The organism is Ferrigenium sp. UT5, from assembly GCF_045866295.1.
In the GTDB taxonomy this organism is placed as follows: domain Bacteria; phylum Pseudomonadota; class Gammaproteobacteria; order Burkholderiales; family Gallionellaceae; genus Sideroxyarcus.
In genome coordinates this window covers 33,408-57,786 of record NZ_BAAFRY010000003.1, presented here as the reverse complement: position 1 = coordinate 57,786, position 24,379 = coordinate 33,408, and the positions used below count along the sequence as shown (strand labels likewise).

Below are 24,379 nucleotides of genomic sequence, written 5' to 3'. Positions count from 1 at the left end.
TGGCACGCCCAAGGTATGCAACCTGCGCCGCTCGAAGTGGGCGCGGTTGCAATCGGAAAATGTGGCACGCTGTCGATTTTATAGATACTTGTGATGCCCTGCAAAGCCTGGAACTTAAAGCCAGGAAAAACGCAGCGGGTTGCAATGGAGTGGGCGATGGGCACGCCATGCGGTAAGCTACGCGCCTTTCCAAAGCAACCCAGAGAAATCTCAAAATGGTACAAGGCCAATACGTAATGTCCATGCTCCGCGTGAGCAAGATCGTCCCCCCCAAGCGTCAGATCATCAAGGACATCTCCTTGAGCTTCTTCCCCGGCGCGAAGATCGGCCTTCTAGGTCTGAACGGCTCGGGCAAATCCACCGTGCTGCGCATCATGGCCAAGCAGGACACCGAATACGACGGCGAGGTGCAATGGCTGCCCAACATGAAGATCGGCTACCTGCCGCAGGAGCCGGTGCTCGACCCGGCCAAGACCGTACGCCAGGAAGTCGAGTCGTCGCTGGGCGAAGTCATGCAGGCACAACAGAAACTGGAAGAGGTGTATGCCGCCTATGCCGAGCCGGATGCCGACTTCGACGCGCTCGCCGCCGAGCAGGCGCGGCTGGAGAACATCATCGCGGCCAGCGGCAGCGATGCCGCACACCAGATGGAGATTGCCGCCGATGCGCTGCGCCTGCCCGAGTGGGATGCGGTCATCAAGAACCTTTCCGGCGGCGAGAAGCGCCGCGTGGCGCTGTGCAAGCTGCTGCTGGAAAAGCCCGACATGCTGCTGCTGGACGAACCGACCAACCACCTGGATGCCGAATCGGTGGAATGGCTGGAACAGTTCCTGGTGCGCTTTCCTGGCACCGTGGTTGCGGTCACCCATGACCGCTACTTCCTCGACAACGCCGCCGAATGGATCCTCGAACTCGACCGCGGCCATGGCATCCCCTGGAAAGGTAATTATTCCAGCTGGCTCGACCAGAAGGGTGAGCGTCTGGCGCAGGAGCAGAAGCAACTCGACGCGCATTCAAAAGCGATGAAGCAAGAATTGGAATGGGTACGCCAGAATCCGAAAGCGCGTCAGGCTAAATCCAAGGCGCGTATCGCCCGTTTCGAAGAACTGAACTCGCAAGAGCACCAAGCACGTAACGAGACACAGGAGATATTCATCCCCGTGGGCGAACGTCTGGGTAATGAAGTGATTGAGTTCGACGGCGTGAGCAAAGCCTATGGCGACCGCCTGCTGATCGACAACCTCAGCTTCAAGATCCCGCCCGGCGCCATCGTCGGCATCATCGGCCCCAACGGTGCGGGTAAATCCACGCTGTTCCGCATGATCACCGGTAAGGAACAACCGGACAGCGGCGAAGTGAAGATCGGCCAGACCGTCAAGATCGCCTTCGTCGATCAATCGCGCGAAGGGCTGGAGAACGACAAGACCGTGTTCGACGCCATCTCCGGCGGCAACGACATTTTGACCGTGGGCAAATACGAAACTTCGGCGCGCGCCTACATCGGTCGCTTCAACTTCAAGGGCGCAGACCAGGCCAAGATCGTCGGCCAACTCTCCGGCGGCGAGCGCGGACGCCTGCATCTGGCGCAGACCCTTATCTCCGGCGGCAACGTGCTGCTGCTCGACGAACCGACCAACGACCTCGATGTGGAAACCTTGCGCGCGCTGGAAGATGCGCTGCTCGAATTCGCCGGCTGCGTCGCCGTCATCTCCCACGACCGCTGGTTCCTCGACCGCATCGCCACCCACATCCTCGCCTGCGAAGGCGATTCCAAGTGGACGTTCTTTGATGGCAACTATCAGGAATATGAAGCGGACAAGCGGAAGCGTTTAGGTGAGGAAGGCGCGAAGCCTAAGAGGATTCGGTATAAGCCGATTAGTCGGTAGGCCGTCATTCCGGCGAAAGCCGAAATCCAGTACTCCCCTCGCCCGCAAGCGGGAGAGGGGCTGGGGGAGCGGTTGGTGAGACAGGGCAAGCGTAGCTAATTTCGAAGCGCATGAACGGTCGCACGCCGCAAGGCCTTCAAAGACAAATTTTCGGTCTTGGCCGAGCGGTGTGTCGAGAGCAAGGAACTGGGCCGCGACCTGCTTTGGCAGGGGTTCCGGAATAAGCCGGTGAACATTCAAAATGGCTTACGAATGCAGGCCGTTTTTTTGGCTTCCCAGCATGAAAAACGCACCGCTGCCGCGCTGCGTGTTCTCTTTTTCAATCCGCCTCACCCGTTCAGGCCTCGAACGGGTGGCGCAACACGATGGTTTCGTCGCGGTCCGGGCCGGTTGAAACCATGTCCACCGGCACTTCGCAGATCTCGGCAATGCGTTGCAGATAGTTGCGCGCCGCCTGCGGCAGGTCTTCGTAGCGCTTCACGCCGACCGTGCTGCCGCTCCAGCCCGGCATGTCCTCGTACACCGGTTCGCACCCGACCAACGAGTCCGCCCCGACCGGCAGAATGTCGCTGAACTGGCCATCAATTTTGTAGCCGATGCCGATGCGCACGGTTTCCATGCCATCCATCACGTCCAGCTTGGTCACGCACAGTCCCGATACGCCGTTGATCTGGATCGAACGCTTGAGCGCCGCCGCGTCGAACCAGCCGCAACGCCGGGCGCGGCCGGTGGTGGAACCGAACTCGTGCCCTTTCTCGGCCAGCATCTTGCCGATCGGATCCTGCTTCGATTCGGCGTCGTACAGCTCGGTCGGGAACGGTCCGGAGCCGACGCGCGTGGTGTACGCCTTGGTGATGCCCAGCACATAGTGCAGCGCCTGCGGGCCGATCCCCGCGCCCGCGCAGACCGCGCCGGAAATGCAGTTGCTCGAGGTGACGAATGGATAGGTGCCGTGGTCGATGTCGAGCAGGGCGCCCTGTGCGCCTTCGAACAACAGGTTCTGTCCGGCCTTGTTTGCCTCATACAAGGCGCGCGGCACGTCAAGCACCAAAGGCCGGATGCGCTCCGCCAGGAGCAGTGCGGCGTCCATGGTCTGGTTGAAATCGACCGTCTCGGCCTTGAAATAATTTTTCAGCACGAAGTTGTGGTAGTCGAGAACCTCGCCCAGCTTGGCGGCAAAACGTTTGCGGTGAAACAGGTCCTGCAGCCGGATGGCGCGGCGCGCCACCTTGTCTTCGTAGGCGGGGCCGATGCCGCGCCCGGTGGTGCCGATCTTGCCCGCGCCTTTGGCCGCTTCGCGCGCGCGGTCAAGCGCCTCGTGGTAGGGCAGAATCAGGGGACAGGCTTCCGAAATGCGCAGGCGCTCGTACACCCTGACGCCGGCCGCTTCCAGCGTGTCCATTTCCTTGAGCAGCGCCGAAGGCGACAGCACCACGCCGTTGCCGATGAAGCACTTCACCTGCTCGCGCAGAATGCCCGAAGGGATCAGGTGCAACACGGTCTTCTCGCCGTTGATCACGAGCGTATGGCCGGCATTGTGGCCGCCCTGGAAACGTACCACCCCCTGGGCATGATCGGTCAGCCAATCGACCACCTTGCCTTTGCCTTCATCGCCCCACTGGGTTCCGATCACGACCACGTTCTTGGACATTTTCGTTCCTGCCTCTGTTAGTTTTTGACTGCAACGACAATCCACTTGCCGTCACGCAATACCAGCTCACGGTCACAATTCAATTCGGACCGGTATTCGGTTTTCCCCAGCAGATCGACCAGCACGATCTCGCCTTGCCCGCGCAGTTCGGCCACGGCCCGATCCAGCGCGGGATCAGCACAATACGGGGCCAGAATCGCGCGGGCGGGTTGCGCCGGCGGCAGCAGGGAAGAAATCTGGCGCAGGTCCATGCTGAAACCGGTGGCCGGACGCGCCCGGCCGAAACGCTTGCCGACATTGTCATAGCGGCCGCCGAGGGCGATGGCATCATGGCTGCGCGGGTGATACACGGCAAACACCATCCCGCTGTGGTAGTGATAGCCGCGCAGTTCCGCCAGATCGATCCCGATACTGCCGACCAGCGGCTGCAATTCCTGCACGGCCTGTTCCAGTTGCCACAGTGCCGCGCTGATGCGAGTTCCCTGCGGCAACAGGCTGCGTGCCCGCGCCAGCACTTCCACCCCGCCGTGCAGTTGCGGCAACGCCAGCAACGACGCTTGCAGGGCAGCCGGGAGTCCGCGCACCAGATCGCGCAAAACCGGCACATCCTTGTGTTGCAGGGCGATGAACAGCGCCCGCTCCAGTTCGCTCGCCACCGCCGTATCCCCAAGCAGGGCCTGGAACACATCCACATGCCCAAGATCGAGATGAATATCGCGGATACCAAGCAGGGACAGGGAATGCAGCATCAGGCGCTGTATCTCGAGGTCGCTTTCGATCCCGGTATGGCCGTAAAGCTCGGCGCCGATCTGCAACGGCTCGCGCGTGCTCATCAATCCGGCCGGATGGGTATGCACCACGCTGCCCGCGTAACATAGCCGCGCGACCCCCTGGCGGTTGAGCAGATGCGCATCGATCCGCGCCACCTGCGGCGTGATGTCGGCACGCAAGGCCAGCGTGCGGCCGCTCAACTGATCCACCAGTTTGAACGTGCGCAGGTCCATATCCGCACTATCCCGGATCAGCAGCGACTCGGCGTATTCGATCAGCGGCGGGGACACCAGCTGATACCCGGACAGGTGCAACAGTTGCAACACATCGCGCCGCATCCCCTCGATGCGCCACGCCTCTTCCGGCAGTATGTCCTGGATATATTCAGGCAATAACCAATTCATCATCGAATCCAGTAAATCAGCAACAAGCCACTCAACATCAGGGTCAGGCCCAGAAAGCGCACCTGCCCGTCCTGAAACTGCGCAATGTTTTTCAGGGTTTGGCGCCAGAGCCCGGGAAACATGAAAGGCATCAGTCCTTCCAGCACCAGCATCAGTCCCAGCGCCGCCAGCCAGAAATCAAGCATCGCAACTCAATGGCCGCCCCTGATGGGGGTTTTCAGGTATTTGAAGAAGGACGAGCTCGGATCCAGCACCATCACATCGCTCTTGTCCTTGAAGGTCTGTTTGTAGGCTTCCAGACTGCGGTAAAAGGCAAAGAATTCCGGATTGCGCCCGAAGGCGGAGGCATAGAGGGCGGTTGCCCTGGCATCGCCCTCGCCCTTGATTTTTTGCGCGTCGCGGTAGGCCTGCGACAGGATCACCTGGCGTTGCCGGTCCGCATCGGCGCGAATTTTTTCGCTCTCCGCATTACCGGTGGCGCGCAGTTCGTTCGCCACGCGCTTGCGCTCCGCTTCCATGCGGCGATACACCGAATCGCTGATCTCGACCGGGAAATCGACGCGCTTCAAGCGCACATCCAGCACTTCGACCCCGATCCTGCGCGCATCACTGTCGGTCTTTTCCTGCACCACGCGCATCAGTTCGTCACGCTTGCCGGAGACCACGTCGTGGATGGTCAGCTTGCCGAATTCCTCGCGCAGGGCGGAATTGACCGTTTGCAGCAGGCGCGTCTGCGCCCGCGCCTCGTCGCCGCCCACGCTGACGTAGTACTGCTTGACGTCGAAGATGCGCCACTTGACGTAGGAGTCGACCAGGACATTCTTCTTCTCGGCCGTGATGAAGCGCTCCGGATCAACGGTGTCGAGGGTCAGGATACGCGAATCAAAAAAGCGCACGTTCTGCACCAGCGGCAATTTGAAATTGAGCCCCGGTGCGGTTTCCACGCGCATCACCTCGCCCAGCTGGAAGACAATCGCGGACTGGCGCTGATCGACCACAAAGGTGCTCATGCTGAATAAAATCAGGGCAACAATTGCACCGACCAACACGTTTCTGATACTGGTTTTCATTTAACGAGCCTCCCGTTCACGGCCAAGGATCAGTTCGCGCGCGCGCGTTGCCGGCGCGAACTCGCTGGCGGGCAAACCGGCCTGCTCGGCGGGTTTCACGGCCTGTGCGGTCGGGGCGGAATCCACACCTCCCTGTTGCAACAATTTATCCAGCGGCAGATAAAGCAGGCTGCCATTCGAGCTCTTCTGATCGATCATCACCTTGCTGCTGCTGCTCATGACCTGCTGCATCATGTCGATATACATGCGTTCGCGCGTAACTTGTGGCGCTTTTTCGTATTCAGCCAGGATTTGCTTGAAGCGGCTGGCATCCCCTTCCGCATTGGCGATCACGCTCTGCTTGTAACCGGCTGCCTCTTCCATCAGGCGCGCTGCCGCGCCCTTGGCTTTCGGCACCACATCGTTGGCATAAGACTGTCCTTCATTCTTCTGCCGCTCGCGATCCTGTCCCGCCTTGACCGCGTCGTCGAATGCGGCCTGCACCTGCTCCGGCGGCTGCGCATTCTGCATGGTGAGCTTGCTCACCAGAATGCCGGATTGGTAACGGTCGAGAATATCCTGCATCAACTTGGTCGTTTCCGCCGCGACCTGCTCGCGCCCTTCGTACAGCACGAAGTCCATCTTGCTGCGGCCGACCACTTCGCGGATCGCGGTTTCCGCCGACTGGCGCACGTTCTCGTCCGGGGCGCGGTTGTTGAACAGGTAAGCACCCGGATCCTTGAGGAAGTACTGCACCGCGAACTGGATATCGATGATGTTCTCATCGTCGGTCAGCATCAGCGATTCCTTCAGCATCTTGTTCTTGACGTTGTCGCGGTACCCCACCTCGACCGTGCGCACCTGGCTGAGATTGACGATCTCCACGGTTTCGATCGGGTACGGCAGGTGCCAGCGCGGACCGGCCTCGGTCGTTTCAATCTGCTTGCCGAAGCGCAACACCACCCCGCGTTGACTGGCATCGACGATATAGAAGCCGCTCGCCAGCCAGATCAAGGCCACCACCAGGATCACCAGGCCAAGGCTGATCCCGAAACCGCCGCCACTGCCACCACCCGGCTGTTTGCCCGAACCGCCGCCAAAACGGCCGAACAGGGACTCTATCCTGCGGTTAAGATTGCGCACCACCTCTTCCAGGTCCGGCGGGCCGCTACTGTTGTTCTTACCCCATTGCGGGTCATTCAATCCCATGTCTTTTCAGCCTTTTAGTTAACGGTCGTTCAGTGGATGCCATGCTGCCGATGCCGCCTGCTGCTGCGGTGCATCACGCACCTCGACCAGCGTCGCCCGCAACAGATCGATACCTGCACCCGTTTTGGCACTCAAATGAATGGCGGCGATATTACCATACTCATCCCGCCGCACGCCCGGCGCGACCCCCTGCAGATCAATCTTGTTATAGACCACGATCTGCGGAATCGGCCGGGCGCCGACCTCGGCCAGCACCTTGTTCACTTCAGCCACCTGATCGTTGCGTTCCGGGCTGTTCACATCCACCACATGCAGCAACAGATCCGCCTGTGCGGTCTCTTCCAGCGTACTGCGAAAAGCCGCCACCAGCCCGTGCGGCAGATGGCGGATGAAACCCACGGTGTCGGACAGCACCACCTGGCGGCTGTCGCCGGGCAAAAACAGCTTGCGCGCGGTGGTATCCAGCGTGGCAAACAACTGGTTGGCGACATAGGTGTCGGCATGGGTCAGGCGGTTGAACAAGGTGGACTTGCCGGCGTTGGTGTAGCCCACGATGGACACCGACAAGACGTCGGAACGGTTGCGGGCGCGGCGCTGCAGCGCGCGCTGGCGCTTGATTTGTTTTAACCGGTCATTGAGCAGTTGCACGCGCCGGTCCAGCTTGCGCCGGTCCAGCTCCAGCTGGGTCTCGCCCGGTCCGCGCGCGCCCACCGCGAATTTCTGCTGTCCCATATCCATGTTCATGCCCGCCAGCCGGCTGGAAAGATATTTCAACTGGGCCAGTTCGACCTGCACCTTGCCCTCGTGGCTTTGCGCACGCAGGGCAAAAATATCCAGAATGAGCATGGTGCGGTCGATCACGCGCGCCCGGATTTTGGCAGTGAGGTTGCGCATCTGCGCGGGGGACAGGTCATGATTGAAAATGACCAGTGGCACTTCCAGTTCTTCGACCCGCGCGGCGATCTCGTCCACTTTGCCGCTCCCCGCAAACAAGGCGGGATCGGGTCGCTGGCGCCGCCCCTCGATCAGGGCAACCGTCTGCACACCGGCACTCTCCGCCAGCAAGCGCAGTTCTTCCAGACTTTCCGCGTAATCCGGCGCGCCAAAATCAAGACTGACCAATACTGCCGTATTGGGGGCAGTCGTTGCTTCAGGCATCACTCTGCATCAACAGGGATAGTAACCGCGCGCGCCGGAACGATGGTCGAGATGGCGTGCTTGTACACCATCTGGGTAACGGTATTCTTCAGCAGCACCACATACTGATCGAAAGAGTCGATCTGGCCTTGCAGCTTGATGCCGTTGACCAGATAGATGGCGACCTGGACATGCTCCTTGCGCAGTGTGTTCAGGAACGGGTCTTGTAGTTGTTGCCCTTTGTTAGTCATTTTGTCGGCTCGCGAGGTGGTTTGAACGCCGCCACTGTAATGGAAAACGGCGTATTGCGATAGTCCTTGCCGGCGCTCTGTCTTGCCATTTCATCTGGATAACAGAGCCTTGACTGACTGCCAAAGTGTACATTCTGGAACACTGCTGTCCAAGGCAGCGTAAATCAGTTGGGTGATGCCTTGATCTGATACGCGTTCTGGACGGGTAGCCGTTGTGATCGAGAATCAGATGCGGCGTGACCGCCCCCTTGGCGCGGCGGAATTTCGTCCAGGCATACATCGACAGGCACAGGTCGATCAACGTCGAGTCGAGTCGGACCCGCTTATTCTTGAAGCGGAACTTCTTTTTTTGCCGACGGCTTTTGCTGCGACAGTGCCGTAAAGGCCGTAGAAGACTTTCTCGAACAGCTCCCAAGGGCGGTGACTGTTGGCGTAGGACAGGGCGGAACGGGCGGGGGCTTCGATGCCGAGGTGAGTGAACTTGCCCTCGCAGCTTTTGAGTCCGCCTTCGATTCCGCGCAAGGAATGCGCCCGACCGGGCTGGCAGAACACATGGCGACGAACTGGCTCCAGCTCGATAGCCTTTTGCTGCGGTGCGCAGCCTTGGTCTCTTTGACGAAACGCCCGGAGTCGGTACGCGGAATTAGCTTGAGTATCTGGCTGAACATGCTGCATGATGCTTTTACGTTGAGTCTCCTGTGCTCAAGGTATGGCGGGTTTGGTGATTCACCTATACCCTACGCCCTTGGATGACCCGGCGTCAGAATCTGTTTTGGACAAGAGTGATTCTGGAATGTATTTATCCAAATCGATTGACTAACTATCCGCTTACAATAAACAGCATGGATAAAAAAACAATCTTCATCAAGACCAGCAAGGGCGAGAGCGAGGTCTCCAGCATGTCGGGAGATATGAAGCGCGTGCTGTTGCTGATTGACGGCAATTCATCCCTGGACAATGTAATCAAGCGTGCACCGCCAAGTTTGCGCGGCGATATTCCGGAAATCATACAGCGCTTGCTGGATGGAGAGTTGATCGTTGACAAAGCGAAAGCGAATGCCGGATTAAAGATCGTCAGTCCCAAAATTATCGCGCCGAAAACAGAGCAAGCGGGTGAAGAGCTGGATTTCACCAGTATGTTCAGAGCGCCCAGCCAGGCTGCCATGGCAGCAGAAGCGGCAAAGCAAAGCGCCGGTGCGGATGCGCAGGAAGCAATCAAACGAAAAGAGGCGGAGGCTGCACGCCTGAAAGCGGAAGCAGAAGTCCGGGCCATCGCCGAGGCAAAACGACAGGCGGAGGAAGCTGCACGGGCCAAGGCCGAAGCCGATGCATTAGCCAAACGCGAGGCAGCCGTGAGGCAGGCTGCGGAAGACAGGGCCAGGGCTGAAGCCGAATTGCGCCAAAAAGCGGAACAAGAGGCCGCACGCATCAAAGCGGAAATGCAGGCGGCAGCCAAGGCACAACATGAAGCCGAAGAACGGGCAAAGCGTGAGGCAGAAGCGGCTCGAATCAAGGCCGAACAGGAGGCCGCCCGTATCAAGGCCGAGCTTGAGGCAGCGGCCAGAGCCCGCCGCGAAGCCGAAGAAAAGGCACAGCGCGAAGCTGAAGCTGCCGCCAGGGCAAGAGCTGAAGCGGAAGCGGCTCGCCTTAAAGCAGAGCAGGAAGCCGCACGGATAAAAGCAGAACTTGAAGCAGCCAAGGCGCGCGCGGAAGCTGAAGCTCGCGCGCTGGCTGAAGAGCGTGCCCGAATAGAGGCCGAGGAACGCCGGCGCCACGAAGAGGCGGAGGCAGCCCGGATCAAGGCGGAAGAAGAAGCGGCCGCACGTGCCAAGGCGGAGGCCGAGGAACGTCAGCGTCGGGAAGAGGCGGAAGCGGCCCGGATCAAGGCGGAAGAAGAAGCGGCCGCACGTGCCAAGGCGGAGGCCGAGGAACGCCAGCGTCGGGAAGAGGCGGAAGCGGCCCGGATCAAGGCGGAAGAAGAAGCGGCCGCACGTGCCAAGGCGGAGGCCGAGGAACGCCAGCGTCGGGAAGAGGCGGAAGCAGCCCGGATCAAGGCGGAAGAAGAAGCGGCCGCACGCGCCAAGGCAGAGGCCGAGGAATGCCAGCGTCGGGAAGAGGCGGAAGCGGCCCGGATCAAGGCCGAAGAAGAAGCGGCCGCACGCGCCAAGGCGGAGGCCGAGGAACGCCAGAGTCGGGAAGAGGCGGAGGCAGCCCGGATCAAGGCGGAAGAAGAACAGAAGCGGCAGGAAGCGGCAACAAGTTCTGCTGCCGCTTCGCCGTTCAAGATCGATCTTGATGCCCTGAAGGAAGTGGAATCTGCTCCGGTCATGGTGCAGCAGGCAGAGCGTATATCTTCTGCAGTACCAGATCGCACAGCCGAACCCGTACCTGAAATCAAAATCGAGGCAAAAAAGGAAGAAACCAGACAAGCTGACATTGCTGCCGAGATGGCGCGCCAGAAAGCCGAGCAGGAAGCGAAGCAGAAAGCAGAACAACTGCAAATGGAGCGCGAAGCCCAAGAGCGCGTGGAGTCGCAGCGACTGGCTGCCGAGCAGGCGGCGGCGTGGGCTGAAGCGGAGCGACGTGCTACCCAGCAGAGCAAGCTGGAATCTGAACAGGCGGCATTGCAAACCTTATTGGCGCAGGCAAAAGAAAATCAGATGTCATCCGCTCCCCGGAGGCGAAAACCAGTGTCACTGGGGAAACTCATGGCTGCCATCATCGGTTTTGCAGTTGTTCTAGTCTGGACACTTCCTATGTTCTGGCCGATGGAAGAATACATCGGCCCGGTTGAACAACAGCTATCCACGCGTCTTGGACAGCCGGTGAAGATTGGGGACCTCAAGGGTTCCCTGTTGCCTTGGCCCAAAGTGGAAATCACTCAAATGACAATCGGCGCCCAACAGGAATTGTCCGTGGCGAGCGCGATTTTGAGCGTAAATCCCTTCAGTTTGTTCTCGAACGACTGGATCATCGACAAGGCCGAACTGGACGGCATCACGGTTGAAGGGGATCAGCTTGAGCCCCTGTTTGGGTGGCTTCGCGGTTTAAATGGCCAATCGGGATTTTCCATGCGGTCATTCAATTTGCGCGATGTGCAGATCAAGACGGCGCCGAATAATCTACCGTTGCTTCAAGGAGTCGCCTCGTTTGATGAGGGTGAATTTGCACGTCTGGCGTTGCACGACGCCACAGACAAGCTGCATCTTGATTTCAGGCCATTGCCCGGACGGTTGCACGTCGAATTCAGGATCAAGGAAAGCGCACTGCCATTTTTACCGCAAGTCGTATTTGGCGATTTCAAAGCCAATGGTGAGATTGGGGCAGAGGGGATGGTTTTATCCGAGCTGGATGTCTACGCTTACGGGGGTATCGGGTCGGGTAGCGGAAAACTGGACTGGCACAAGGGATGGCGATTGGAAGTGACGTGGGATGCGAAAACGATGGAGTTGGCGCAAATCTTCCCGCAATACGGATTAGCTGGCGAACTGTTTGCAAATGGTGTTGCCACTGCACGTAGTCAGACTTTGTCCGGCTTGGCCGACGCGGTGCGCCTTGATGCTAATTTTGAAATCAAGCGGGGGGTGATCAATGGCATCGATATCGTAGAGACGGCACGGCTGTTGAGCCGGGAACATTTGCCCGGCGGCCGCACCCACTTTGACCAGTTGACCGGATCGGCCCTGCTGGAAAACCATGTCCTGCGTTTGCGCCAGCTCAAAATCTCTTCCGGGATGTTGAATGCTTCCGGCGCCATCGATGTGGCGGAGGGGGGGCAACTGTCCGGCAGTCTGAACTCCGAGATCAAGATGCGCGCGGGCAATAATCCCCTGGTCTTGTCCGGAACCTTGCAGGAACCCAGATTGCAGGCGCGCTGATAAACCTTACCGGAAAAGATTGAAGAATCCGCCCAGCATTCCGGGTTTTTGCCGGGATACAGTCTGTTGTGTGTCTTGCGGCTGTTGTGGCGGCATCTGTTGTTCGCGGTGTTCTGTTGCTTGAGGTTGAGATTTGGGCAGGCCGAGCATTTCACGCGCGATATCCAGTTGTTCCGCATGATCCTCGATGAAGCGGGTGCATTGTCCCGGTTCGCACCCTATTCTGGTGATGGCGCTGACGTTTTGCCAGGCAACGAATTTTGCTTTGCCCGGTATTTGCAGGTTGGCGATCGTCACCACATCGGTGTAATCGGCTGTCCCGGATGCATTGCTCCGCTGCAGGTTTTCATAACCGGCCACGACATTGATGATTTCCTGCGGGAAATGCCAGTTGTTCAGCAATGCAACGCCCACGCGGGTTGAAAAGCGGCGTATCAATTCTTCCAGAGCGTCCTGTTCAAGCCGTGGATGAAAGCGGTCGGCATAGAGGCATAAGGGTAATGCGCCGAGGTTGTGCACCATGCCCGCCAGCATCGCCTGCTCCGGCTTCAAATGTCTTTGCTTGAGCGCCAGCACGAAACTGGTGGCGGCAACCATCCGGCTGTGCTCCCACATTCTTTTCAGGTATTGGTCGATGACCGGGCTACTGGCCTTGAACAAATTGTTCACGGTCACGCTGATCACCAGATTGCGCAGCATGCGATAGCCCAGACGCGCGATGGCGGCGCGCAGGGTGTCCACACGCATGCCGCCGGCAGCGCTGTTGGCAGCCTTGATGATGTGGGCGGAAATGACCGGGTCGGCCGAAAGCAGATTCACCAATTGATCGGCCGAAACGTTCGGATCATCGATCAGTTCCCTGATCTTGAGTGCGACGTCCGGTAAGGTCGGCAACTCGAGTTTGCCGGATTCAATAGCGGACAGGACTTCATCCGCGATCGCCTGCTGTTGCGTATCGCTCATGATTTCAGGCCAAGGCTTGGGCGATACGCGCCAGTGCCTTTTGCAGATTTTCCATCGAAGTGGCGAAGGATAAACGAATGTAGCCCTCGCTGCCAAAGGCGGAGCCGGGCACCACGGCCACGCCGGCTTGTACCAGCAGATATTCGGAGAAGGCGAGATCGGTCGCTTCCTTGAGGGTGCCCTTTGCGTGCAGTTTGGCGATGGCCTGCCGCGCATCAGGGAAGGCATAAAACGCACCGCCGGCCTTGAGGCAGCTTAATCCGGGGATTTTATTCAACTCGTTGACCACGAATTCATGGCGTTCACGGAAAGCCTTTACCATCGGCGTGATGCAGCCCTGGTCGCCGTTCAAGGCGGCTTCCGCCGCCACTTGCGAGATCGAAGTCGGGTTGGAGGTGCTCTGCGATTGCACGTTTTCCATCGCGGTGATGATGTTTTCCGGTCCCGCGGCATAGCCAATGCGCCAGCCGGTCATGGCATATGCCTTCGACACGCCGTTCAGCACCATGGTGCGCGGTTTCAGGTCGGGACACGCATCCAGGATGTTGACGAATTTGCCATCGACCAGTGAGATGTGTTCATACATGTCATCGGTGGCGATGAGGATGTTGGGATGTTTGCGCAGCACCTCTCCCAGTGCTTTCAAGTCTGCCAGCGAATAGACCGCACCGGACGGATTGCTCGGGCTGTTGATCACCACCATTCTGGTTTTTGCCGTGATCGCTGCGGCCAGTTGCGCCGGCGTCATCTTGAAACCCTGCTCGATACCGGCCTGCACGATCACCGGCTTGCCTTCGGCGATAAGCACGATGTCCGGATACGACACCCAGTACGGCGCGGGAATGATCACCTCATCACCGGGGTTGACAACGGCGAGAGCAAGGTTGAAGAAACTTTGTTTGCCGCCGCAGGAAACCAGAATCTGTTTTGCGCTGTAATCGAGCCCGTTGTCGCGCTTGAATTTGGCGATGATCGCCGCTTTCAGCGAGGGTGTTCCGCCGACGGCGGTGTATTTGGTGAAACCCTTGTTGATTGCCACGATGGCGGCATCCTTGATGTGCTGCGGCGTATCGAAATCCGGCTCGCCCGCCCCCAGTCCGATGATGTCCTTGCCTTCGGATTTCAGTTTGGCGGCACGGGCGGTGACGGCGAGAGTGGGGGACGGTTTGATGGCTTGCACACGACGGGAGAGTGACACGATTTTTCCTCTGTGGTTGATGGTTGGCGCGGATTATACGCGCCCCTTCTGGCGCGGTGAAACGCTATTCGGGGTCATGCGTCCAGTAGCGGCGGTGGGTTCTGCGGTAGGGTTCGAGACGGAGTTCACCCGCATTCATTTCAACCAGGATGGCGCCATCCCGGTCCGAGCGCAAAAGTTCGGTGCCGCTTTGGGCGTATCGCCTGACCACGGTCGGATGGGGATGATGAAAACGGTTGCGATAACCCGAGGTGAACACGACCTGGTGGGGTGCAACTGCGGCCACAAAATCCGGCGAGGAAGACGACTTGCTGCCGTGATGGGGGGCGACCAGCAGGGTGGCGGGCAACCGGTCCGGATGCCGTGCGAGCAAGCTCGCCTCGGCTGGACTTTCGATGTCGCCCGTGAGCAGCACATGCTGGGTGCCAATACTGATGCGAAGCACGCAGCTTTCGTTGTTGTCGTGTTTTTTGCGTTTTTTGGAGAGCGGGCCGGGATGCAAGATCTCAAAGTTGACGCCGTCCCAGTTCCAGGCATCGCCGTCGCGGCAGGGCAGCACGCTGGAGGTTCCCGCCAGCAAGGGATGAGCGGCGGGCATCGACGTCCTGATCCAGCCCGGTGCCAATACTTCGCGCACCGAAGTCGTGCCGCCGACATGGTCGAGATCGCTGTGACTCAGGATCAGGCCGTCCAGCCGAGCGATTCCGAGTGCGCGCAGGGAAGGCACGAGGATGCGATTGCCGCTGTCCGCCTCCCCGGAAAAATCCGGCCCGGTATCGAACAGCAGGGTGTGCTGCGCGGTTTGCACCGCCACGGCCAGTCCCTGCCCGACGTCGAAAATCAGGATGCGCGCTGTATTCGGCTCGGGCGCGTTCGGTGCAACCAGGAACATGGGCAGGATCAGAATGATTCCCAATGCGCGCAACGGGAATCCGCGCGGGGCGAGGATCCAGGCCGCGCCCAGTACCCCCAGCGCGATGCTCCAGGGCGGCGGCGCATGTTGAACCCACACGGCAACGGGCAGCCGGTCCAGCCATTGCAAATAGGCCATGCACCCGGCGAGCACCTGATGGGCCAGCGGGAGCAGCCAATCCAGCAGCGGCAGGGCGCCGAGCAGCGTCAGCGGCACCACCACGAAACTGACCAGAGGGATGGCGAGCGCATTGGCGAGGGGAGACACGAGGGAAAGTTGCTGGAACAGGGCGAGCAGCGGCGGAATCAGCCCCACCATCATCGCCCATTGCACCACGCCGTAAGCCTTGAACCCGTGCGGTTGCCGCAGCCGGTTCGCGGTCACGTAAAAGATCAGCGTCACCGCGCCGAACGACAGCCAAAAGCCGGGTGCCAGCACCGCCCAAGGATCGGCGAGCAGCACAATCATGAGCGCAGCCGCCAGCATCTGGCCGGGGGCGACGTTGCGCGACAGCAATAGCATGGCGGCAAAGGCGGATAGCATGTACAGCGTGCGCTGTGCCGGAATCTCGAAGCCGGAGATCAGCGCATAGCCCAGGGCGGCGATGATGCCGACTACTGCCGCCGCCTTGCGTGCCGGGAAATACAGGGTCAGGCGCGCACTGCGCCGCCACAGCCAATAGGTCAGGGCGAAGAACAGCCCGGACAGCATGGTGATGTGCAGACCGGAGATACTCATCAGATGGTTGATGCCGGTGCGCGTGAACAACTGCCATTGCGCGGACGAGATGCTGGCCTGATCGCCGACCGCGAGCGCCACCAGAATGCCGGTATAAGGTGCATCCTGCAGCGTGTGCAGAAAATGGTCGCGCACGTTTTCGCGCAGTTGCTCGATCCGGTATCCCCCGGCGGTTTCCGCCAGGCGCTCTCGGTTGCCCTTGGGGTGCACATAGCCGGAGGCACCCAGCCTGCGCTCCAGCATCCACGCCTCGAAATCGTGGCCGTACGGGTTGCTCGTGCCATGCGGCTGTTTCAGGCGCACGGTGAAACGCCAGCGTTCTGCCGCATGCACGTTGAGGGTCTCCTGCCGTTTTGCCGCATAAGTGGCAAGGAGAATCCTGTTCGGGACCTGCGCGCCGGGCGTTTCCACTGTTTCGACATCGAACATGAAACGCTGCCCGCGCTCGTGCGGGCGCGGCATCTCCGCCACGACTCCGGTCAGCGTGATGTCACGGCCCTGCCACGCGTTCGGCAACGTATCGGACAAGCGCGCTTCGGCGACCCATGCCGCATAGGCAAAGCCGAGCAGGGCGGCGGCAAACAACATCACGGCGCGGCGTGCCAGTCGCCATGCCGAGTGTTTCCCCCTTGGCAGGAACAGGCAGCCCGCTGCCAGCGGCCAGTAAAACGGCAGGGTCGGCAGGAAGGCCAGCTGCTGCAGGCACCACACACCGAGGGTAAAAAAGAGGGCGAAAGAAACCATGTCCCTAGCCTAACCGACCATTACAATTCCGTCATGCGCAAACTTCTTCGACGATATCTGCCCAGCCGCGAAAGCATCCAGCAGAATCGCTGGCTACAACCCGTGCGGCAGTGGTTGCACCATCCGAACCTGTGGCACCTGAATCGCCGCTCGACTGCGGGCGGTGTGGCGCTTGGCCTGCTTTGCGGGCTGGTGCCTGGGCCCTTGCAGATGCTTTCCGCCGCATTGCTGGCAATCTGGTTGCGGGTCAACTTGCCGGTGGCGGTTTTCGCTACGCTGTACACCAACCCGTTCACCATCGTCCCGCTGTATCTGTTGGCCCATCAAATCGGAGTAGGGGTGAGCGGGGCACCGAACGGCACTTCCGTTCCCATTTTCCCGGAAGTGCATTGGCACGACGGGTTTTCTGCCGTGTGGGGATGGCTGCTGGCGCTGGGCAAGCCTTTGCTCGTCGGGCTGCCGCTCCTGGCCATCGGCTTGGCGGTGCTGGGATATGGTGTCGTGCGACTGGGCTGGCGGCTGATGGTGATCTGGCGCTGGCGCAGTCGTGCTGCCCGCCGCCCGTGATTTCATCGTGCGCAGTGTCAGGCTGTCTGCAACAGACCATCCACCAGACGCAACTGACGCTGCATCTTGCCCGCCAGATCGAGGTCATGGGTGACCACGATGAAGCTGGTAGCCCATTGCGCGTTGAGCGACTGCATCAGGTCGAACAGGGCCGACGCGCTGCTGCGGTCGAGATTGCCGGTCGGCTCGTCGGCCAGCACGCAGGCGGGCCGGGTAACCAGCGCCCGCGCCACGGCCACGCGCTGGCGCTCGCCGCCCGAGAGTTCGGCCGGCAAATGGCGCACGCGCTGTGCCAGGCCGACCTGTTCCAGCATGGCTGCAGCTTGCGGGTGTGCCTCGGCGGGTTTCATGCCGCGAATCAGCAGCGGCATGGCGACGTTCTCCAGTGCGGTGAATTCCGGCAGCAAATGGTGGAACTGATAGACGAATCCAAGTGATCGGTTTCTCAACGCGCCGCGCTGCGTCTCGTCCATCTTCGTGACGTCCTGTCCGAGAATGTTCACGCTGCCGCTGGTGAGCGTGTCCAGTCCGCCCAGCAGATGGAGTAGCGTGCTCTTGCCGGAACCGGAGGCGCCGACGATGGCGATGCGTTCACCTTGGGCCACCTCAAGGTTGACGCCTTTTAACACCGCCACGCTCAAATCGCCCTGCGCGTAGGTTTTCGTCAGCTTGCGGCAGGAAATGACGGGTTCATTCATATCGCAATGCCTCTGCCGGTTGCACCCTGGAGGCTCGCCAGCTCGGATAGAGCGTGGCGAGCAGGCTGATGAGGAACGACATGCCCGCGACCACGAGCACATCCGATTGGTGCAGATCGGAGGGCAGTTCGCTGATGTAGTAAAACTCCTTGGACAGGAACTGCACACCGAACAGGTGTTCGATGAAGGGCACGAGGGTGCCGATGTTGAGCGCGAGCAATACCCCGCCAAGCACGCCCAGGCCCATGCCGATCAGGCCGATCAGCGTGCCCTGTACCATGAAAATCTGCATGATGCTTTTCGGTGATGCGCCCAGCGTGCGCAGGATGGCGATGTCGGCCTGCTTGTCCGTCACGGCCATCACCAGAGTGGAGACGATGTTGAACGCGGCGACCAGCACGATCAGCGAGAGAATGATGAACATCATTTTCTTCTCCATCGCCACCACCGCGAAATAATTGGCGTTCTGGCGGGTCCAGTCGGTGACCCAGGTGCCGGCGGGAAGCATGCCTTCCAATTCTGCCGCGACCTGCGGGGCGCGGTCGAGATCGTGCAGGCTGCCGCTGATGCCGCTGACCGATTCGCCCATGCGGAAAAGTTTTTGCGCGTCGTTGAGATGAATCAGCGCCAGGGCATTATCGTACGGCGCCATGCCGATTTCAAAGATGCCCGCGACGCGAAACTGTTTCAGACGCGGCAGCATTCCGGCCGGGGTGATTTGCCCTTGCGGGGTGATGAGCAGCACGCTGTCGCCGACCCGTGCACCCAGTGCGCGCGCCAGGTCGGAGCCCAGCACGATGTTGAAACGGCCCGCCTGCAAATCGTGCAGGGTGCCGTGCTGCATTTTGTCGCCGAGCCCGATCAGGCGCTGCTCCGCCTCGGGCAGGAAGCCGCGCACCATCACGCCTTCCACACGGCCGTCGAAAGACAGCATGCCCTGGCCGCTGACGAAGGGGGCGGCGGCGCGCACGGCCGGATGGGCGGCAACCGTCTCCAGCGTGCGCTGCCATTCGCTCAATCCGTCGGCGCCCCCCATCACCTGCAAATGCGGGGTGATGCCGAGGATGCGTCCACGGATTTCTTTCTGGAAGCCATTCATCACCGACAGCACCACGATCAGCGCCATTACGCCCAGGCCGATGCCCAGCATGGAAATCAGCGAGATGAACGAGATGAAATGGTTGCGGCGCTTGGCGCGGGTATAACGCAGGCCGACAAATAATTCGTAAGGTTGCAAGGACATGTGGCTCGATGGGTTGACGGGCGCTAGTGTGCCACAAGGCGCGCGGATTTGAATGCTAAACTGCCGCGCATGAATCATCTCCATCTCATCGTTCCCGTCCTGTTTCTGCCGGCCCAAGCCTCTTCTGCGGCGTTGGCCGGATTACGCCTGCCCCACTGGGAGCAATTGCTGGCGCGCAGCGCGCATTCGATCTTGCCGCCGGCTGCGCTCGAAGCGCGTTTGTCCGATGTTTTCGGGGTGAAGGGCTTGGCGCCGTTGCGCGCGCGTGCGGACGGTCTGGCGGTGTGCGAAGGATACTGGCTGTGTGCCGATCCGGTCGAACTGCAAATGCAACCTTCACAGGTCATGCTGCAACCAGAGGTGGCAGGTACGGAGGCCGAAGCGCAGGCGCTGTGCGCGACGCTGAATGCGCATTTTGTTCAGGAAGGACTTCGTTTTTTCGCCCCGCATCCGCAGCGCTGGTATGTGCAGGCGCAAACGCCGGGTGAGGCCGTTATGACGCCTTTGCGTGCTGCCGCCTGGCGTGATGTGAAAGCGCTGATGCCGCAAGGCAATGATGCACGGCGCTGGTGGCGCCTGGGCAACGAGATACAAATGCTGTTGCACCAGCATCCGGTCAATGTGGCGCGCCAGCAAGACGGGAAACCCGTGATCAACAGCCTCTGGCTCTGGGGCGGAGGTAGCGCAAGCGTGCCCCAGCCGGCGTGCGATGCGGTGGGCGGACTTGACGCGCTCACGCTGCGCTGCGCCCAGGCAAGCGGGGTGGCGTTGCCGGGGGATCTTCACGCCCTGCTGTCGAGCGCGCGCGAACGCGGGTTGTGGGTGGATGCGGGATTGCAGGACGCGTGGCAGCGCGGCGATCTTTTTGCCCATCGAACGGGGCTGGAGCAACTTGAAAATGAAATCGCGGCGCCGGTGTGGCAGTCCCTGCGGAAGGGTCGGCTGAACACCCTCACCCTGGAGGTGCCGACTGAAACGGCGCTCCATCGTTTCGAGCTGACGCGCGCGGACTGCTGGAAAATCTGGCGCCGGCGTCGGCCGTTGACGGTTTATCCCGAGTAGAATCAGGGCAGTCTTAAAGGGGGTGCAAGATGACTTTCTGGAGCAGGGCGGTGGACTTTTTCTGGGGGACGGAATCGCTATCGCTGTTGCTGATGGTGTTGGTGATTTTCGTCCTGCTGCATTTTTTCCTGTGCGAAGATCGGCAGAGCCTGTTCAACACCATCGGTTTCTATCTGGTTTGCCTGTTTGGACAATTTATGGCGGGGGTGCTGCATGCCTCCGAGCTGTTGCGTGCGGCCGAAATCACGCGCGAAGTATTCGTGATCGGCGCAGGCATCGCGGTGATCCGCCTGTGGGGGCTGCTGATATTCAGGAAAGTTCTGCCTGCGGTCAAACTGACTTTGCCGCGCATCACCGAAGACATCTTCGTCATCATTGCCTATATCGCCTGGTTCATGGTGCGCCTGCGCTATGCGGGCCTGGATTTGAGCAGCATCCTCGCCACGTCGGCAGTGATCACGGCGGTGATTGCCTTCGCCATGCAGGACACCCTGGGAAACATCCTCGGCGGCCTTGCCCTGCAACTGGACAATTCCATCGAGGTGGGCGACTGGATCAAGGTGGATGACGTTGCCGGCAAAGTGGTGGACATCCGCTGGCGCTCCACGCTGGTGGAGACGCGCAACTGGGAAACCGTGGTGTTTCCCAATTCGCAACTGATGAAGAACAAATTCGTCGTGCTGGGACGGCGCACCGACCAGCCGGTGCAGTGGCGGCGCTGGGTGTGGTTCAACGTCGGGCTGGACACGCCGCCGCCCAAGGTGATCAGCGTGGTGGAAGCGGCCCTCCAGCAAACGAATATCCTTAATGTGGCCAAGTCGCCATTGCCGAATTGCGTGCTGATGGACATCAACGACAAGGGCTACGGCCGCTATGCCCTGCGTTACTGGCTGACCGATCTGATGCCGGACGACCCCACCGACAGCGCAATCCGCTGGCACATCATGGCCGCCCTGCAGCGGGCGGGATTGAAGTTGGCGCTGGAAGAGCACAGCATCCATCTGACCAAGGAAAACGAAAAATACGAAGAGGCGCAGCATCAACGCAAAATCCGGTTGCGCCTGAAGACGCTGCGTCGGGTAGAGCTGTTCTCGAGCATGACCGAAGATGAATTGGAGGCGTTGGCAGAGCGCCTGCATTTCACGCCATTTGCGCGTGGCAACCCGATTACCCGCCAGGGTGATCTGCAATCGCACGGCCTGTACATCCTCATCCGGGGCGAGGCGGAAGTCTTCCTTACTTCAAGCAGCGGCGAGCAGCGCACGGTCAATGTGTTGCACAAGGGAGATTTTTTCGGCGAAATGGCGCTGTTGACCGGGGCGCCGCGTCGCGCCTCGGTGATCGCCCGCACTGATGTCGAATGTTACCGTCTGGACAAGGAGGCTTTCGAGGAGGTGTTGCAGGCGCGCCCCGCCATCGCGGAGGAGTTGTCGCACATCCTCGCCGTGCGTACGGCGCAACTGGATAGCGCGATGCAGGATATCGATGCCAGCGCCAACCGCCGCGACATTGCGAAAAGTCGCAGCGAGATATTGGAGACCATCCGCCGTTTCTTCTCGCTCAAGTAGGAGACCGTCCAATGGAATTGCGTTCCAGCCTATCCCGTCTGGTTGCGCCCGGCATGTTGTATCATGCCGGCCTGTGATTGACCCTTTGAAATATTGAGACAGCAACCATGAAACTTACTTTTCTGGATTTTGAACAGCAGGTCGCCGAACTCGAGAACAAGATCGAGCAACTGCGTTATGTGCAGGACGATTCCGCACTGGACATCTCGGACGAGATCAGCCGCCTGCAAAAGAAGAGCCAGTCCCTGACCAAGGACATCTATGCCAAACTGACCTCCTGGCAGATCTCGCAAGTGTCGCGCCACCCGCAGCGCCCCTACACCCTGGATTACATCGAGCATCTGTTCACCGATTTCGAGGAGCTGCACGGCGACCGCGCCTATGCGGATGACGCGGCGATTGTGGGGGGGCTGGCACGCTTCAACGGACAGAGCGTGATGGTGATCGGCCATCAAAAAGGGCGCGACACCAAGGAGCGCCAGTACCGCAATTTTGGCATGCCGCGTCCGGAAGGCTACCGCAAGGCGTTGCGCCTGATGCGGCTGGCCGAGAAATTCGGCATCCCGATCATGACTTTCATCGACACGCCGGGCGCCTATCCCGGTGTCGGCGCGGAAGAACGCGGCCAGTCGGAAGCGATTGGCAAGAATCTGTATGTGATGGCCGAGCTGCGCGTTCCCATGATTTGCACCATCATCGGCGAGGGCGGATCCGGCGGTGCGCTGGCGATCGCGATCGGTGATGCCTTGCTCATGCTGCAATACGCCACTTACGCGGTGATCTCGCCCGAAGGTTGCGCTTCCATCCTGTGGAAGAGCGCCAGCAAAGCGGAGGAGGCGGCGGAGACGCTGGCCATCACCGCCACGCGCCTGAAGGCGCTCGGTTTGATCGACAAGATCGTGACTGAACCGCTGGGCGGGGCGCACCGCGATTACGCGGCAACCATGCAGAACGTCAAGAAAGCCCTGGCCGAAGCATTGAAGCAGGCGCAGGCGAAATCCCAGAGCGAGCTGCTGCAGACACGCTTCAATCGCATCATGGCCTATGGCAAGTTCAAGGAAATCGAACTCCAGTAAGTCCAGACGGTCAGATTCCCGCGGTTTTGCGCGCGTGGCCGACCATCCTGTGTTTTTCGAATCCCTGAAGCAGCGGACAGCGGCGCGCCTTGCGCCACTGTTGCCGCCGCAGGCCCGGGTGCTGCTGGGTTTGAGCGGTGGCGTGGATTCGGTCGTGCTGTTGCACCTGCTGCACTCCCTTGCGCCCCACCTGAATTTCCGCTTTTCCGTATTGCATGTGCATCACGGCATCAGTCCGCACGCCGATGCATGGGCACAGTTTTGCACGGAATTATGCCGGGAATACCGTATTCCACTGCACCTCGAACAGGTTGATATTACCGCTTTGCGCGCGGTGCATGGGGTCGAGGCGGCGGCGCGCAAACTGCGCCACGCCGCGTTGGCGCGGCAGGATTGCGATGTCATTGCGCTGGCGCATCATGCCGACGACCAGGCGGAGACCCTGGTGTTGCAGTTGTTGCGCGGCGCGGGCGTGCGCGGCGCGGCAGCGATGCCGTTCGCGCGAGCGCAGGAAGGACGGGTCTGGCTGCGCCCGCTGCTGGACTGCAGCCGCGCAGAGTTGCTCGAATATGCGCGTGCGCAGGGACTGCACTGGATCGAGGATGAAAGCAACGCGGATGAACGCTATCCGCGCAACTTTTTGCGCCATCGTCTGCTGCCGCTGCTGGAACAGCGTTTTCCCGCCTGGCGCCGGACCTTGGGCCGCAGTGCACAGCATTTCGCCGAAGCGAGCGAACTGCTGGACGAAATCGCGCGCGCGGATGCGCCGGCATCGGGCCGGCTGGATGTGGCGACTTTGCAGACATTGACGTCGCCGCGCGCCAAAAACCTGTTGCGCCATTTTCTGCACGAGCAGGGTGCGCCGATGCCGCAAGCGACCCAATTGGACGATCTGTTGCACCAGCTGTGCAACGCGCGCGAGGGTGCCGCAGTGTGCGTGAATTTCGGCGATTGGCAGGTGCGCCGCTATCGTGGGGATGTCTATGCCGGCCCCGCATTGCCGGCCTGTGACCCGGCACTGCAAAGGGTGTGGCAGGGCGAGTCCAGCCTGTACTGGCCACCGCAAGGCCGGGATGTCACCTTTACCCCGAGCGTCGGGCAGGGCATCAGCCGCGCCCGCCTGGAACGGGGCGAGGTCGGCCTGCGCCTGCGCAGAGGCGGGGAGACCTTGCGGCCTCAGCCGCGGGCGGCGCGGCGCAGTCTGAAAAATCTGTTGCAGGAACATCGGGTACCGCCGTGGCAGCGCGAAAGCCTGCCCCTGCTGTATTGCGGCGAAGCGTTGGTCTGTGTGGTGGGCGTGGCGGTCGCCGCAGAATTCCAGGCGGAACAGGACGAACCGTCTGTAATGGTGGCGTAAGCTGAATGGGCCTATT

20 protein-coding genes are annotated in these 24,379 nt (G+C 60.5%); 7 read left to right on the top strand and 13 right to left on the bottom strand.

Going from position 1 to position 24,379, the window contains the following annotated elements:
* The first annotated feature begins 215 nt into the window (after positions 1-215).
* The gene (ettA, locus tag ACKTSJ_RS01685) at positions 216-1,886 is read left to right on the top strand and encodes an energy-dependent translational throttle protein EttA (protein ID WP_407896757.1); all 1,671 of its coding nucleotides are present in this window, start codon (positions 216-218) and stop codon (positions 1,884-1,886) included.
* 337 nt (positions 1,887-2,223) lie between these two features.
* On the opposite strand, the gene ACKTSJ_RS01680 is transcribed toward ettA, so the two are convergent.
* From ACKTSJ_RS01680 to ACKTSJ_RS01645, 8 genes are all read right to left on the bottom strand, one after another.
* Positions 2,224-3,537 (bottom strand): adenylosuccinate synthase, encoded by a 1,314-nt coding sequence (locus ACKTSJ_RS01680; RefSeq protein WP_407896755.1) that lies wholly within the window; start codon positions 3,535-3,537, stop codon positions 2,224-2,226.
* 17 nt (positions 3,538-3,554) lie between these two features.
* Positions 3,555-4,715 carry an ATP phosphoribosyltransferase regulatory subunit gene (locus tag ACKTSJ_RS01675; protein ID WP_407896753.1) on the bottom strand — a complete coding sequence of 387 codons (1,161 nt, stop codon included), beginning with the start codon at positions 4,713-4,715 and terminating at the stop codon, positions 3,555-3,557.
* Positions 4,712-4,897 (bottom strand): DUF2065 domain-containing protein, encoded by a 186-nt coding sequence (locus ACKTSJ_RS01670; protein ID WP_407896751.1) that lies wholly within the window; start codon positions 4,895-4,897, stop codon positions 4,712-4,714. Before ACKTSJ_RS01670 ends, ACKTSJ_RS01675 begins: the two co-directional genes overlap by 4 nt.
* Positions 4,898-4,903: 6 nt before the next feature.
* Positions 4,904-5,782 (bottom strand): protease modulator HflC, encoded by an 879-nt coding sequence (gene hflC, locus ACKTSJ_RS01665; protein WP_407896749.1) that lies wholly within the window; start codon positions 5,780-5,782, stop codon positions 4,904-4,906.
* Positions 5,783-6,970: an FtsH protease activity modulator HflK gene (hflK, locus tag ACKTSJ_RS01660; RefSeq protein ID WP_407896747.1), complete on the bottom strand. Its 1,188-nt coding sequence runs from the start codon at positions 6,968-6,970 to the stop codon at positions 5,783-5,785. It lies immediately after the preceding gene.
* An 18-nt stretch (positions 6,971-6,988) separates the two neighbouring features.
* A complete protein-coding gene (gene hflX, locus ACKTSJ_RS01655; protein WP_407896745.1) occupies positions 6,989-8,128 on the bottom strand; it encodes a GTPase HflX in 1,140 nt (379 codons plus the stop codon).
* Positions 8,128-8,358 (bottom strand): RNA chaperone Hfq, encoded by a 231-nt coding sequence (gene hfq, locus ACKTSJ_RS01650; protein ID WP_407896743.1) that lies wholly within the window; start codon positions 8,356-8,358, stop codon positions 8,128-8,130. Before hfq ends, hflX begins: the two co-directional genes overlap by 1 nt.
* A gap of 323 nt (positions 8,359-8,681) precedes the next feature.
* The gene (locus ACKTSJ_RS01645) at positions 8,682-9,026 is read right to left on the bottom strand and encodes a DUF4372 domain-containing protein (protein ID WP_407896741.1); all 345 of its coding nucleotides are present in this window, start codon (positions 9,024-9,026) and stop codon (positions 8,682-8,684) included.
* A gap of 174 nt (positions 9,027-9,200) precedes the next feature.
* On the opposite strand from ACKTSJ_RS01645, the gene ACKTSJ_RS01640 reads away from it, so the two are divergent.
* Positions 9,201-12,236, top strand: coding sequence for an AsmA family protein (locus ACKTSJ_RS01640; RefSeq protein ID WP_407896739.1), 3,036 nt, complete (start codon positions 9,201-9,203; stop codon positions 12,234-12,236).
* Positions 12,237-12,242: 6 nt separating this feature from the next.
* Here ACKTSJ_RS01640 and ACKTSJ_RS01635 read toward each other — a convergent pair whose 3' ends face one another.
* The 3 genes from ACKTSJ_RS01635 to ACKTSJ_RS01625 form a co-directional block, all read right to left on the bottom strand.
* Entirely contained in the window at positions 12,243-13,199 is a 957-nt protein-coding gene (locus ACKTSJ_RS01635; RefSeq protein ID WP_407896737.1) for an HDOD domain-containing protein, read from the bottom strand.
* 4 nt (positions 13,200-13,203) lie between these two features.
* Positions 13,204-14,397, bottom strand: coding sequence for a pyridoxal phosphate-dependent aminotransferase (locus tag ACKTSJ_RS01630; RefSeq protein ID WP_407896735.1), 1,194 nt, complete (start codon positions 14,395-14,397; stop codon positions 13,204-13,206).
* Between the two features lie 64 nt (positions 14,398-14,461).
* Positions 14,462-16,792 carry a DNA internalization-related competence protein ComEC/Rec2 gene (locus ACKTSJ_RS01625; protein ID WP_407896734.1) on the bottom strand — a complete coding sequence of 777 codons (2,331 nt, stop codon included), beginning with the start codon at positions 16,790-16,792 and terminating at the stop codon, positions 14,462-14,464.
* Between the two features lie 33 nt (positions 16,793-16,825).
* On the opposite strand from ACKTSJ_RS01625, the gene ACKTSJ_RS01620 reads away from it, so the two are divergent.
* Positions 16,826-17,359 carry a DUF2062 domain-containing protein gene (locus tag ACKTSJ_RS01620; RefSeq protein WP_407896733.1) on the top strand — a complete coding sequence of 178 codons (534 nt, stop codon included), beginning with the start codon at positions 16,826-16,828 and terminating at the stop codon, positions 17,357-17,359.
* 17 nt (positions 17,360-17,376) lie between these two features.
* Here the strand turns inward: ACKTSJ_RS01620 and lolD are convergent, their stop codons facing one another.
* Together lolD and ACKTSJ_RS01610 are read right to left on the bottom strand one after the other, a co-directional pair.
* Positions 17,377-18,057 (bottom strand): lipoprotein-releasing ABC transporter ATP-binding protein LolD, encoded by a 681-nt coding sequence (lolD, locus tag ACKTSJ_RS01615; protein WP_407896731.1) that lies wholly within the window; start codon positions 18,055-18,057, stop codon positions 17,377-17,379.
* Positions 18,050-19,300, bottom strand: a complete 1,251-nt coding sequence (locus ACKTSJ_RS01610; RefSeq protein ID WP_407896729.1) for a lipoprotein-releasing ABC transporter permease subunit — start codon at positions 19,298-19,300, stop codon at positions 18,050-18,052. Before ACKTSJ_RS01610 ends, lolD begins: the two co-directional genes overlap by 8 nt.
* A gap of 48 nt (positions 19,301-19,348) precedes the next feature.
* Here ACKTSJ_RS01610 and ACKTSJ_RS01605 point away from each other — a divergent pair, with 48 nt between their 5' ends.
* From ACKTSJ_RS01605 to tilS, 4 genes are all read left to right on the top strand, one after another.
* Positions 19,349-20,362 carry a hypothetical protein gene (locus ACKTSJ_RS01605; protein WP_407896727.1) on the top strand — a complete coding sequence of 338 codons (1,014 nt, stop codon included), beginning with the start codon at positions 19,349-19,351 and terminating at the stop codon, positions 20,360-20,362.
* A gap of 29 nt (positions 20,363-20,391) precedes the next feature.
* Positions 20,392-21,930 carry a cyclic nucleotide-binding domain-containing protein gene (locus tag ACKTSJ_RS01600; RefSeq protein WP_407896725.1) on the top strand — a complete coding sequence of 513 codons (1,539 nt, stop codon included), beginning with the start codon at positions 20,392-20,394 and terminating at the stop codon, positions 21,928-21,930.
* A gap of 107 nt (positions 21,931-22,037) precedes the next feature.
* Positions 22,038-23,006 carry an acetyl-CoA carboxylase carboxyltransferase subunit alpha gene (locus ACKTSJ_RS01595; RefSeq protein ID WP_407896723.1) on the top strand — a complete coding sequence of 323 codons (969 nt, stop codon included), beginning with the start codon at positions 22,038-22,040 and terminating at the stop codon, positions 23,004-23,006.
* A gap of 34 nt (positions 23,007-23,040) precedes the next feature.
* Positions 23,041-24,363 carry a tRNA lysidine(34) synthetase TilS gene (gene tilS / locus ACKTSJ_RS01590; protein ID WP_407896721.1) on the top strand — a complete coding sequence of 441 codons (1,323 nt, stop codon included), beginning with the start codon at positions 23,041-23,043 and terminating at the stop codon, positions 24,361-24,363.
* Positions 24,364-24,379: the final 16 nt, after the last annotated feature.

What these genes read in the sequence shown, in the direction of transcription:
- hflX (WP_407896745.1), bottom strand. Translation starts at nt 8,128, where the DNA reads ATGCCTGAAGCAACGACTGCCCCCAATACGGCAGTATTGGTCAGTCTT.
- ACKTSJ_RS01600 (WP_407896725.1), top strand. Translation starts at nt 20,392, where the DNA reads ATGACTTTCTGGAGCAGGGCGGTGGACTTTTTCTGGGGGACGGAATCG.
- ACKTSJ_RS01610 (WP_407896729.1), bottom strand. Translation starts at nt 19,300, where the DNA reads ATGTCCTTGCAACCTTACGAATTATTTGTCGGCCTGCGTTATACCCGC.
- ACKTSJ_RS01595 (WP_407896723.1), top strand. Translation starts at nt 22,038, where the DNA reads ATGAAACTTACTTTTCTGGATTTTGAACAGCAGGTCGCCGAACTCGAG.
- ettA (WP_407896757.1), top strand. Translation starts at nt 216, where the DNA reads ATGGTACAAGGCCAATACGTAATGTCCATGCTCCGCGTGAGCAAGATC.
- ACKTSJ_RS01680 (WP_407896755.1), bottom strand. Translation starts at nt 3,537, where the DNA reads ATGTCCAAGAACGTGGTCGTGATCGGAACCCAGTGGGGCGATGAAGGC.
- ACKTSJ_RS01670 (WP_407896751.1), bottom strand. Translation starts at nt 4,897, where the DNA reads ATGCTTGATTTCTGGCTGGCGGCGCTGGGACTGATGCTGGTGCTGGAA.
- hflC (WP_407896749.1), bottom strand. Translation starts at nt 5,782, where the DNA reads ATGAAAACCAGTATCAGAAACGTGTTGGTCGGTGCAATTGTTGCCCTG.
- ACKTSJ_RS01620 (WP_407896733.1), top strand. Translation starts at nt 16,826, where the DNA reads ATGCGCAAACTTCTTCGACGATATCTGCCCAGCCGCGAAAGCATCCAG.
- lolD (WP_407896731.1), bottom strand. Translation starts at nt 18,057, where the DNA reads ATGAATGAACCCGTCATTTCCTGCCGCAAGCTGACGAAAACCTACGCG.
- hfq (WP_407896743.1), bottom strand. Translation starts at nt 8,358, where the DNA reads ATGACTAACAAAGGGCAACAACTACAAGACCCGTTCCTGAACACACTG.
- hflK (WP_407896747.1), bottom strand. Translation starts at nt 6,970, where the DNA reads ATGGGATTGAATGACCCGCAATGGGGTAAGAACAACAGTAGCGGCCCG.
- ACKTSJ_RS01675 (WP_407896753.1), bottom strand. Translation starts at nt 4,715, where the DNA reads ATGATGAATTGGTTATTGCCTGAATATATCCAGGACATACTGCCGGAA.
- ACKTSJ_RS01640 (WP_407896739.1), top strand. Translation starts at nt 9,201, where the DNA reads ATGGATAAAAAAACAATCTTCATCAAGACCAGCAAGGGCGAGAGCGAG.
- ACKTSJ_RS01635 (WP_407896737.1), bottom strand. Translation starts at nt 13,199, where the DNA reads ATGAGCGATACGCAACAGCAGGCGATCGCGGATGAAGTCCTGTCCGCT.
- ACKTSJ_RS01625 (WP_407896734.1), bottom strand. Translation starts at nt 16,792, where the DNA reads ATGGTTTCTTTCGCCCTCTTTTTTACCCTCGGTGTGTGGTGCCTGCAG.
- ACKTSJ_RS01645 (WP_407896741.1), bottom strand. Translation starts at nt 9,026, where the DNA reads ATGTTCAGCCAGATACTCAAGCTAATTCCGCGTACCGACTCCGGGCGT.